This window comes from Pseudomonas sp. TAE6080 (assembly GCF_018732265.1).
In the GTDB taxonomy this organism is placed as follows: domain Bacteria; phylum Pseudomonadota; class Gammaproteobacteria; order Pseudomonadales; family Pseudomonadaceae; genus Aquipseudomonas; species Aquipseudomonas brenneri.
In genome coordinates this window covers 1-12,543 of record NZ_JAHIDY010000076.1, presented here as the reverse complement: position 1 = coordinate 12,543, position 12,543 = coordinate 1, and the positions used below count along the sequence as shown (strand labels likewise).

At 61.5% G+C, this 12,543-nt stretch carries 4 protein-coding genes; 1 reads left to right on the top strand and 3 read right to left on the bottom strand.

Translation table 11 applies throughout. The features are described from left to right. The 3 genes from KL786_RS28655 to KL786_RS28645 all read right to left on the bottom strand — a co-directional run. The coding region (locus KL786_RS28655) for a non-ribosomal peptide synthase/polyketide synthase (protein WP_215519752.1) at positions 1 to 9,109 on the bottom strand (9,109 nt) is incomplete at its 3' end. 270 nt (positions 9,110 to 9,379) lie between these two features. After that, the gene (locus tag KL786_RS28650) at positions 9,380 to 10,363 is read right to left on the bottom strand and encodes a TauD/TfdA family dioxygenase (RefSeq protein ID WP_215519751.1); all 984 of its coding nucleotides are present in this window, start codon (positions 10,361 to 10,363) and stop codon (positions 9,380 to 9,382) included. A 44-nt stretch (positions 10,364 to 10,407) separates the two neighbouring features. Next, a complete protein-coding gene (locus KL786_RS28645; protein WP_082445663.1) occupies positions 10,408 to 11,148 on the bottom strand; it encodes a thioesterase II family protein in 741 nt (246 codons plus the stop codon). 153 nt (positions 11,149 to 11,301) lie between these two features. Here KL786_RS28645 and KL786_RS28640 point away from each other — a divergent pair, with 153 nt between their 5' ends. Continuing rightward, positions 11,302 to 12,435, top strand: a complete 1,134-nt coding sequence (locus KL786_RS28640; protein WP_215519750.1) for a cupin-like domain-containing protein — start codon at positions 11,302 to 11,304, stop codon at positions 12,433 to 12,435. The last annotated feature ends 108 nt before the right edge of the window (positions 12,436 to 12,543 follow it).

The window sequence follows — 12,543 nt, the reverse complement described above, 5'->3', positions numbered from 1 at the left end:
GCAACAGGTGCTGCCAGTGTTGCGCCAGGCGCTCGATGGTGCTGGCGTCGAACAGTTCGCTGGCATACACCACCGAGGCACTCAGGCTGTCGCGCGATTCGTAGGTTTCCAGCGTCAGGTCGAACTGCGCGGTCTGGTTTTCCCAGGCCAGGCCTTCGACCCGCAACCCTGGCAAATCGACGTCGATACTTCTCTTGCCCTCACTCTGGTGGTTGTACATCACCTGGAACAGCGGGCTATGGCTCAGGCTGCGTTCCGGCTGCAACGCTTGTACCAGTTGCTCGAACGGCAGGTCCTGGTGGGCCTGGGCCTGCAGCGCCGTGTGCTTGACCTGTCGCAACAGTTCGATGAACGCCCCCTGGCCATCCACCTCGGCCTTGAGCACCTGGGTATTGACGAAGAAGCCAATCAAACGCTCGATATCGACCCGCTGCCGGTTGGCCACTGGCACGCCGACACGAATGTCGCTTTGCCCGCTATAGCGATGTAGCAAGGCCTGGAACGATGCCAGCAAGACCATAAACAGCGTCGCGCCTTCGCGCTGTGCCAGTTGTCGCAGGCCGGCGCTCAGCGCCGCGTCCAACGGGATTTCCAGGCGCGCGCCACGCTGATCCTGCACCGCCGGGCGCGGCCGGTCAGTCGGCAGTTCGAGTACCGGTTGCTCATCGCCCAACTGGTTGCTCCAGTAAGCCAGTTGACGTTGCAGCTCACCGGCCTCCATCCACTGGCGCTGCCATTGCGCATAATCGGCGTACTGGATCGCCAGGGCTGGCAGCTCCAGGCTCTGGCCCTGGCTAAAGGCGCCATACAGGGCAATCAGTTCCTCCACCAAGACCTGCATCGACCAGCCATCAGAAATGATGTGGTGTTGAGTCAGCAGCAGCACATGATCATCCGCCGCCAGTTGCCGCAATTTCACCCGCAACAACGGCCCCTGTTGCAGATCGAACGGCGCCTGAGCTTCGGCTTGCACGGCGGCGGCGATCAGCGCGTCACTGGCCAAAGGTTCTGCCACCAGCGCCAATGCCTGCGGGGCATCAATGATTTGCAGCGCCTGCTGGTCCTGGATAAAGCGCGTACGCAGGCTTTCATGGCGCTCGATCAGCGTATTGAAACTGCGTGTCAGAGCGGCCACGTCCAGGGCTCCACGCAGACGCAGGGCCAGCGGGATGTTGTACGCCGAACTGTGGGGTTCCAGTTGCCAGAGGAACCACTGCCGTTCCTGGGCATAGGACAGCAACAGCGGCTGTTGACGATCCACCGCCACCAGCGCCGGCTCGCCACCGGCCTGGCTCTGGCCCAGGGCCTGGACAAAGGCGTGCAAGGTGGTGTGTTCAAACAGCGTACGCAGCGCCAGTTCGATATTCAGCGCATGGCGCACCCTGGAAATCACTTGGGTGGCCAACAACGAATGGCCGCCCAGTTCGAAGAAGTTGTCAGTCAAGCCGACACGCTCCAGTTTGAGCACGTCCTGCCAGATCTGCGCGACACGCTGCTCCAGTTCGTTGCGCGGGGCCACGAAGCATTGTTGCAACTGACCGGCATCCGGCGCCGGCAAGGCCTTGCGATCCAGTTTGCCGTTCGGGGTCAGTGGCAGCACCTCAAGGAACACCCATTGCAACGGCACCATGTAATCGGGCAGACGCTGGCGCAGACTGTCACGCAGGCTATCGCGCAATGCATCCTGGGCAAGGTCGGACGATGCCGGCACCACGTAGCCCACCAAGGCCTTGCCAGTGCCGCTTTCGAAGACATCGACTGCAGCATCGCGTACCACCTCCAGTTCCAGCAGGTGCGCACTGATTTCACCCAACTCGATCCGGAAACCACGCACCTTGACTTGATGGTCGACGCGCCCCACGTACTCCAGCAGACCATCGTTACGCCGACGACCAAGGTCACCGGTGCGGTACAGCCGGCCACCCGCCTCCAGGGCAAATGGATCCGGCAGGTAGGCCATGGCCGTACGTCCCGGATCACTGAGGTAACCACGGCCAACACCGACGCCAGCAACCCATAGTTCACCCACAGCGCCCACAGGCACCGGTTGCAGCTGGCCGTCAAGCAGGTACAGGCGGTTGTTGTCGGTCGGGCTGCCGATGGGCAGGCAAGTCCCCTGGGTCGCGGCCATTTCCACGCGGTACAGGGCCACGTCATCAGAACACTCGGCAGGACCGTAAGCGTTGACCAGGCCGATTGCCGGGTAGCGTTGCAACCAGCGGCGGGCCAGTTCCGGCGGCATCGCTTCACCGGTTGGCAGCATAAAGCGCAAGTGCTCGAAAGCCATCACTGGCTCATCGAGCAAGCCCTGGATCAGTGACGGCACACTTTCCAGAATCGTGATACCCGCCTGCCGTACATGGGCCAACAAGGCTGCTGGTTCTTGGGCAATGTCATTGGGCACGATATCGACACGCGCCCCGCACAGCGGTGCGGTGAGCAATTGCCATACCGAAATGTCAAAACTCTGCGATGCGGTCTGGGCGATAACGTCCTTTTCCCCCAGTTCCAGGTACGGCAATTTGCTCAATTGGTTGTTGAGCATGCCGCCCTGCTCGACTAACACACCCTTGGGCGTACCGGTGGAACCAGAGGTGTAGATCGCATACGCCAAATGGCGGGCACCGACGTAGATGTGCGGGTTGCCCTGCGCAGCATCACCCTGCTGAAGGTCTTCCCAGACCAACAGCCGCGGCGCAACCTCTACTGCAAGGCTGGCCAACAAGCTGCGGGCACGCTCGGCACAAGCGGCGGAGCACAACAGCACCGGCGTGCGGCTCAACTCCAGCAAACGCAACAGCCGCTCATCCGGCAAATGCGGGTCGAGCGGCAGGTAACCGGCACCCGCCTTGAAACTGCCGATGATCATGCCCAGCAACGACAGGTCCCGTTCGGCCAGCAAAGCCACTGGCTGGTCGATCCGTACACCTGCCGCAATCAGGCCATGACCGGCACGGTTAGCCTGGCGGTTGAGTTCGTTGTAGCTCCATTGCTGGTCCAGGCACGAGGCGGCCGTGCGCTCGCCGTACTGCGCCACACTGGCCTCGAACAGACGCACATAACCTTGCTCCAGCGGATAGCTGCGTTCAGTCTGGTTGCAGGCCTCAACCAACTGGTAGCGGTCCGCGTCGGACAGCAGCGCCAGGGCCGAGAACTGGCCATGGAAACCGCTGACCAGCGCCCCCAGTACACGCTTCATATCGTCCAGCAAGCGATCAATCGTTGCCTCATCGAAGAAGCGCTGGTCGTAGGACAGGTGTAGCCCCAGCTCATCGCCCGGGTAGACCACCACCGTCAACGGGTAATTGGTATGGGTCCGTGCGCTGTCGGCAATCGCGCTGAGTTCCTGGGCACCGCTGACCACCGCGCTCTCCAGCGGCGCGTTCTCGAACACAAACAGGCTGTCGAACAACTGCTGGCTGCTGTCGATGTGGCTGCAGGCCTGGATTTTCACCAGCGGCAGATGCTCATGCTCACGCAAGGCCAGGTTGTGTTCGAACAGTGCCTGCAACCATTGCTTGACGCTACCAGCCTGCGGCATGCGCACCCGCAGCGGGATGCTGTTGATGAACAAGCCAACGGTATCCTGCATCTCGGGACGGCTGATCGGTCGACCCGCCACCGTCACACCGAACACTACATCCGACTCGCCGCTGTAGCGGTGCATGACCAGAGCCCAAGCCGCCTGGGTGAAGGTATTGACGGTCAATTGATAATGCTGGGCCAGCTCACGCAAGGCGCGACCTTCGCTGCGCTCCAGGTTCAGGTAACGGTCACCGATCTGTGACTGGCCGCCCTGGCGCTGCATGGGCCGGTCGTAAGGTAACCGGGTCGGTTGCTCGACGCCTTGCAACTCTTCGCGCCAGGCACTGATTGCCGCCTCCTCGCCCTGCTCTTGCAGCCAGGCAATAAAGTCACGGTAACGCGCCGCCGGTTGCGGCATCTGCTTGCCCTGGTAAAGGGTGAAGAAGTCTTGCAACAGCAAGGATCGGCACCAGGCATCAACCAAGATGTGGTGGTTACTGAGGATGAACCAGTATTGCTGGGGCCCACGACGAATCAGGCGCAGGCTGAACGGCGGCTGCTCCAACAGGTTGAAGCCTTGCTGGCGCTCGTTCTCCAGCAGGCGCTGTAAATCGGCTTCATGCTGCTCGGCCGGCACCTCGCTCCAGTCCAGGCAGTCGAGGCGCAGCGGCGCGTGGCGGTGGATGATTTGCAGCATTTCACCCTGATGGTCAAGGTTGAACGAGGCCCGCAGTGCATCGTGACGCTGGATGACTTGCTGCCAGGCATTACGGAAGCGCGGCAGGTCGATGTCACTGTCGATGCAGTAACGGTCCTGCATGAAGTAAATGCCCGAATTCGGCTCCAGCAAGGTGTGCAGTAACAAGCCTTCCTGCATCGGTGACAGCGGGTAAATATCTTCGATCTGCACCAGCGGGGTCTCCAGCGCGTCCAGACGCTCTTGAGTCAGGCTGGCCAGCGGGAAGTCCGAAGGCGTGGCCCCACCGGCTTCGGCTTGCAGGCAATGGCCGATCAGCGTGGTCAACTCCTGGCGATAGTCTTCAGCCACGCGTTCGATGGTCGCGCGCTCGTGCAACTCGCTGCTGAAGGTCCACTGCAATGACAGTTCACCGCCATACACCTGCCCTTCGATGCTCAACCAGTTGGCCAGCGGGGCTTGCTCGTCCTGGGCCACGCCTGACTTCTCGGTGGACGGCACGAACAGCGCGCCGTCGTCGAACTGACCGTCGAACTGCCCCAGGTAGTTGAAGGTGATACGTGGTGCCGGCAGCTCGGCCAGCATCGCCTGTACCTGTGGCTCGCCCAGATAGCGCAACACACCGAACCCCAGGCCTTTGCCGGGCACTGCGCGCAGTTGCTCCTTGACCGCCTTGATCGAACCGGCCAGGTCCTGTGCCGGGGTCAACTTGACCGGGAACAGACTGGTGAACCAGCCCAGGGTGCGGGTCAGGTCAATGTCTTCAAACAGCTCCTCGCGACCATGCCCCTCAAGCTGGATCAACACCGATTGCTCACCGCTCCAGCGGGCAATGACGCGTGCCAGCGCGGTCAACAACAGGTCATTGACCTGGGTACGGTAGGCAGCCGGCGCCTCTTGCAGTAATTGACGTGTCAATTGGGCGTCGAAGGTCACGGCGACCTTTTGCCCCAGGGCATTGCTCAACCCACCTTGCAGATGATCGCAGGGCAAGTCTGCGGGAGCATCGGCCAGCGCCGCCTGCCAATAGTCCAGCTCCCGAGCCAAGGCCGGGCGCTGGGCATAGTCCTGCAACTGCTCGGCCCAGGCTTTGTAGGCGCTGGTTTTCGCCGGTAACACCAGGGTTGCACCGGCCCTGGCCTGGGTCAGCAGGCTTTGCAGGTCTTCAAGCAGTACGCGCCAGGACACCCCGTCCACCACCAGGTGATGGATGGCCAGCAACAGCCGTTGGCTACCGTCCGCCATATTCACCAACAGCACCCGCAACAGCGGGCCTTGCGCCAGGCTCAGGCTACGTTGAGCCTCATCGCAGAGGGCGTTTAGTTCCTCGGCGGTAGCCGCCTGGCGTTGCCATACCGGCGATGCATCCGGCATCGCGCCGTGGACCTGGGTCCAGCCTTGGGTGCCGGCCTCAAAACGCAGGCGCAGGCCATCATGCTGCTCGATCAGGCGCAGTACGGCGGCATCCACATGGGCCAGGTCGAGGGTTTCTCGCGGGGTCAGCAACAGCGATTGGTTCCAGTGCGCACGCTGAGTCATCGGTTGCTCGAAGAACCACTGTTGCACCGGGGTCAGCGGCGCCTCGCCGCTGACCGGACCTTGATCAAGGGTGACTGCAACGTTGGCCTGGCAAACCTGTGCCAGGCTGCGCACGGTCTGGTGCTGGAACAAGTCCCGCGGGCTGAAGGCAATCCCGGCTTGACGGGCACGCCCGACCACTTGAATGGAGACAATGGAGTCGCCGCCCAATTCGAAGAAATTGTCTTCCAGACCGACCTGTTCCACGCGCAATACGTCACGCCAGATCGCCGCCAGGGTCTTCTCGATATCACTGGCAGGGGCAACGTATTCGGCCTGCACGCCAGCCTCGGCGCGCGGCAGGGATTTGCGGTCAAGTTTGCCGTTGGGCATCAACGGCAGCACCGTGAGCTCCAGCAGGTGTTGCGGCACCATATATTCCGGCAGGCCTTGCAGCAGGCTGGCCTTGAGCTGTTCGCGCCAGTCGGCCGGCGGTTGCTCGCAGGTCAACACCAGATAAGCCACCAACTGCTTGCCGTCCTGGGCCAGCACCACAGCCTCACGGACCAGTTCGTGCTCGCACAGGCTGGCTTCGATTTCGCCCAGTTCGATACGCAGGCCACGCAGCTTGACCTGGTGATCGAGACGCCCGAGATATTCGATAACCCCATCGACCCGATAACGCGCCAGGTCGCCGGTGCGGTACAAGCGCTCACCCGCATTGAACGGATCGGGCACAAAGCGCTCGGCGGTCAGCCCTGGCCGCTGATGATAACCACGGGCCAGGCCAACCCCACCCAGGTACAGCTCGCCCCCCGCGCCGACGGGTAAAAGGCTCAGGCCGGAACCAAGGATCTGGGTGCGCAGGTTGTCGATTGGCACACCGATGGGCACGCTGGCCCGACGCTCGTCCACACACCGCCAATGCGTCACGTCGATGGCGGCTTCAGTCGGGCCATAGAGGTTGAACAGTCCGGCGCCCGGTAATTTGCTGAACACCTGCTGCTGGGCATCCACCGGCAGGGCTTCACCGCTGCAAATGATGCGTTTGAGACTGCCACAGGCCTCGACCCCGGCCTCATGGATAAAGGCCTGTAACATCGAGGGTACGAAGTGCAAGGTCGTGACCTGGTAACGCCCGATGGTTTCGATCAGGCGTGCCGGCTCCCGGTGCTCGCCCGGTAGCGCCACGGCCAACCGCGCACCGACCATCAGCGGCCAGAAGAACTCCCAGACCGAGACGTCGAAACTGAACGGGGTCTTTTGCAGTACCGTGTCGCGGGCATCCAGGCTGTAGGCGCGCTGCATCCACCACAGGCGGTTGGTCAGTGCCGTATGACGGTTGCCCGCCCCTTTGGGCCGCCCGGTGGAGCCCGAGGTATAGATCATGTAGGCCAGTTGTTCCGGCAGGCATGGCAGTGCCGGGTTGGCGTCGCTGTAACCTTCCAGCCAGTCGCCTTCCTGGTCCAGGCACAAGGCCTGAACGGTCTCGCCCAGCGGCAGGTTGTCCAGCAGGTGGCTCTGGGTCAACAGCAAGCGCACGCCACTGTCTTCGATCATGTAGCGCAGGCGTTCGCTGGGGTATTCCGGATCGAGCGGCACGTAGGCACCACCGGCCTTGAGAACCGCGAGCAGCGCCACGACCATTTCCACCGAACGCTCGGTGGCCACGCCCACCAGCAACTCGGCACCAGCCGGTGCCGATTCGCGCAGCTTGTGCGCCAGACGGTTGGCGCGCTGATTGAGTTGTTGATACGTCAGGGCCTGCTGGTCGAACAACAGGGCAATCGCCTGTGGATTGCGCTGCACCTGCTCCTCGAACAACTGATGCACACCGCGCTGCGCCGGGAACTGCGCCTCGGTACGGTTCCAGTCCAGGACCTGGGCCTGCACCTGGGCGGCATCGAGTACCGGCAGTTCACTGACCCGCCGCGCGCTGTCGGCGACGATCTCGTTGAGCACCTTGAGCCAATGGCCCGCCATGCGCTCGACAGTCGCCTGAACGAACAGATCACTGGCAAAGGTCAGGGCAGCCTTGAGCGTGCCGCCTTTTTCGTAGGTATCCAGGGTCAGGTCGAATTGGGTGGTGCGACTGTCCCATTCAAGCCGGCTCAAGCTGAGCCCGGAGCTCAGCTGCAACGTCTCGATGTCAGCCACTTCCGGCTGATGGTTGTACATCACCTGGAACAGCGGGGTGTGGCTCAGGCTACGCTCCAGCTTGAGAGCATCGACCAGACGCTCAAATGGCAGGTCCTGATGGGCCTGCGCGGCATTGACCACGTCCTTGAGGTCCTGCAATAGGCCAGCGACCAGGGTCTGCTCGTCAAAGCGCGCACGGATCACCTGGGTGTTGACGAACAAACCGATCAGGCCTTCGACTTCCAGCCGGTTACGGTTGGCAATCGGCACACCGACCCGCAAGTCGGTCTGGCCGGTGTAGCGATACAACAGAATATTGAAGGCTGCCAGCAACACGGTGAACAACGACACATTCTGCTGGCGCGCGAACTGACGCAATTCATCCGCCAGGGCTGTCGGCAGATCGAACTCGTAACGACGGCCTTGATGGCTGGCCACTGCCGGGCGCGGGAAGTCAGTCGGCAACTCAAGCACGGGATGCTCATCGCCCAGTTGCTCCTGCCAATACGCCAATTGGCGTTCCTGCTCGCCGGCTTCCATCCAGCGTCGCTGCCACAAGGCATAGTCGGCATACTGGATCGGCAGCGGTTCGAGACTCAGCGCCTGACCACGACGGTGAGCGTCATAGAAGCGCACGAATTCGTCGATGATGATACTCATCGACCAGCCATCGGAAACGATGTGATGCAAGGTCAACAACAGCACGTGCTGCTCGGCATCGAGCTTGATCAGCTTGACTCGCAGCAACGGACCGGCAGCCAGGTCGAATGGCTGCATTGACTGCTCCTGGGCTTCACTGCGAACCCGGCGCTCACGCTCGTCCTCGGGGAGGATGCTGAAGTCCTCGCGCTCGACAATCAACGGGGCGCTGGCGGGCACTTGTTGCAGACTTTCGTCAGGTAACTGGCGAAATACCGTGCGCAAGGCTTCGTGGCGCTCCACCAGGCTGGCGAAGGCCTGCTCCAGTGCCAACTCGTCGAGCCTACCCTTGAGCCGCACGGCACTGGGCAGGTTATAGGCGCCGCTTTGCGGATCCAGTTGCCAGAGGAACCACATCCGTCGCTGTGCGTAGGACAACGCCTGACGATCTTCGACTTCTACACCCGCCGGGATCGGAAACTGAGCAAAATCCACCCCTTCCTTTTGCAAGGCCGCAAGGAACAGCCGGCGTTTTTCCAGGGGCAACCCGATAAACCGGCGAGCGAGTTTCAAGGAGTCTTCAGCATTCATTTCTTAGCATCCGGATCAATAGGCAGGAAGCACAAAGGCACGTCGTCCCTATAAAACGAATGCAACCGGGGAAAATTAGCGACTGAGAACAACTATCTTGTAGTCGCCGAGGCAGAGAAGATAAGGTCCGCAGGACCTTGAGGCGCTTGAGGAATTCTGCGCTTGAAGCACCGCAATGCCGCCTGGCTGACTGCTGAATGAGTCAGTGGCTACAGGGCCTGGATACAGAGTGATCGTTCCCGCTTGTACGGGAACAATCGAGGATGACGCTTACAGCTGGTCGGCAGAAAAGCCTTCGGCCATCGCCACAATCACCTTGCGCTTGCCCTCGAACGGCGCGCGCGCGTGAGCTGCAAGCATATTGTCGAGCATCAGCACATCACCCGACTGCCAGGGGAAGCTGATCATGCAGTCGTCGAGCACCGCGCGAATCTCGTTGAGCACCTCGTCTTCAATGGCCGAGCCATCGCCGTAATAGACATTACGCGGTAGATCTTCCTCATCAACGATGTCCAGCAGCGATTCACGCACCTCCGCTTGCAGGTTGGAAATATGGAACAGGTGCGCCTGGTTGAACCAGACCATCTCACCCGTGCGCGGATGGCGAGCCACCGCCTGGCAGGTCTGGCGGGTGCGCAACTCGCCATCGTCCTTCCACTCACAAACAATTCCGTGCGCCTTGCAATACGCCTCGGCGACTGCCCGGTCCTCGGTATTGAACACCTGCTCCCAAGCCACATCCAGGCCGTTGCCGAAGTTGCGGACATACATCAGGCCCTTGCTGACGAAACGCTCGCGGATATAGGCCGGGATACGCTTGTAGACCTCACGACTGTCGGCAATCGGCGTCTCGCCCCCCGACTGCGCGGCGATCATGCTGTAGAACCAGATTCTCATTGGCCAATCACGGGAGTAGGCCTGCTCATTGTGCAGCGGAATACTCTGGTGCGCCGGATACTCGGTGGAGGTGTACACCCCTTGCGTGACACTGCTTCGCGGGGTCGAGCCAAACTCGTAGCTCAACAAAGGATGACCAAAACTGGCTGCAAACTCGCGAAACTGTTCGGCACCCTCCAGGGTAAACCCGCGAAACAGAATCCCACCGTCGCGCAACAAGTGTTCATCCACCAACGCGCTGAGTTCTTCAAACACCGCCAGCAGGCTGGTGCCTGGCTCAGTGGCCTCGACCAGCAGCGGCAAACGCCCCTGCCCTGCCCGTAACGGACCAACGGAAAATCCCAAGGCAACACCCATGATGGGCCTCCTGTAAACAATCGATTGCGCCAGCGGGCGCGGTTCTAGCGAGCGAGTGCGCTCATCTGGACGTAGCGGCGATGATGCCCCTCCAAGTGTTCCTTGATGACCCGCAGCACCCGCGCTTCATGCTCATGAATGAAGAAGTGGCCACCGGTCATCATATCCACCGAGAAGCTGCCGCCCGTCTCCTTGCTCCAGCCGATCAGTTGCTCCGTGGTGGCTTTGTCTTCCTTGCCACCCAGGACATGGACCGGGCATTTGAGCAGCGGCCGCTCCTGCGGGCGAAAACGTCCGCACAGCAAGAAATCGGCGCGCAGTACCGGCAGGGTCAGGCTCATCAGCTCCTTGTCCGCCAGCACAGCCTCACTGGTGCCCTGGAAAGTACGCAGTTGATCAATCAACTGCTCATCCGTCTTGGGTTCGGCAAAGTCACGATCGTAGTCACTGCGCAGGGTCGGCGCCGCCGTGCCCGAGGCAAACAGCGCCACCGGCTCCGGGCAGCCCAAGGCGCGAAACGCATGTGCCATTTCACACGCCAGCAAGGCGCCCAGGCTATGCCCGAACAGCGCATAAGGCGCCTCAAGCGACGGCTTGTGCTCCACAGCCAATTGGCGCGCCAGGGTGCGCATGTCAGTTTGCAGAGGTTCATCAAAACGTGCGCCACGGCCCGGCAGCTCCACTGGCTGCACGTGCAGCCATTCCGGCAGTTTGCGCCGCCACCGACTGTAGACCATGGCGCTGGCGCCGGAGTACGGCAAGCACAGCAGTGTCAGCTTGGTCACCACGTTTACCCCAATCTATTACGTGTAAAAGGAACGGATGAAGGCCTGGGCAAATTAGGGTCACGCCAGACCACCCGCAACATCATGTATAAATTTCATGCAGCAACGCTCGTTCCCTTGTTCAGATCAATAACCAATACAAGAGGGATCGCCGTGGATTTGCAGACCATTCTGACCAAGCTGTTTGCCAATGCCGGCGCCGTCGGCATTGAAGGTGTCTTTCAATTCACATTCGCACCCGAACAGGCATTCTGGTCCGAGGTCAAAACCCACAGCCGCACCGAGCGTGGCCGCCACGCCCACCCCGACGTGACCATCGAGGTGACGGAACGGGACTTTCTCGGGATCATGGGGGGCATGGTCAACGTCGAAGAGCTGTTTGCCAGCGGACGCCTGAAGATCAGCGGCAATATGGGCCTGGCCACGATGCTGCCACAGATCATCGACCATGCGCGCCAGGGTGGCGCCAAGGTGGAAAAGGTCGATAAGAACAAGCGCTACCCGACGCCGGCGCGCTTGAGCGAGCGAATTTCAGCCAGCCTGCCGCCCCTGCGCACCGTGGAACGCCGGCCGCGCAGCGAAGTGTCCGTCAGCGAATTTCGCAGCCGTTACCTGCCCCACGGCATCCCCTTGGTGATCAGCGATGCGCTGCAGGACTGGCCCCTGTTCAAACTCAGCCGCGAAGAATCCCTGGTGCACTTCGCCGAACTGCAAGGCATCACCCGTCACGGGGACTACGTGAAGAAGACCTTCTCCGCAGACCGCGACTTTCGCTCCACCTCCATGGCGGACTTTATTGCCTCGCTGGAAACTCCCGCAGCGAAAAACGCCGACGGCACGCCGCCTGCCTACATGGGCAACAATATTCTGCCGGCACAACTGATGCAGCAGATCAAACACCCGCCCTACTTCGATCAGTCGCAGTTCATCGCGCCACGCATCTGGATCGGCCCCAAAGGCACGCTGACGCCCCTGCATCGCGATGACACGGACAATATGTTTGCCCAGGTCTGGGGGCGCAAATCCTTCACCCTCGCCGCACCGCATCACCGTGAAGCGCTAGGCACCTGGTCGACGTCGCCAGAGGGCGGGCTCGACGGCTGCGAAGTCAACCCAGACGCCCCGGACTACCAACGCTTCCCGGCGTCCCGCGACGTGAGCTTCCTTCGGGTGACCCTGGAGGCAGGCGACCTGTTGTTCCTGCCTGAAGGCTGGTTCCATCAGGTGGAATCTGTCTCCACCTCTCTGTCCGTGAATTTCTGGGTCAACTCCGGGCGCGGCTGGTAACACCAGAACCCTGTGGGAGCTCGACAGCTCCCACAAGGGATTGGCGGTGGACTCGGGATTTCAGTCTGGATGAAGATCAAAGGTGGGAGCTGTCGAGCCCCGGCGAGG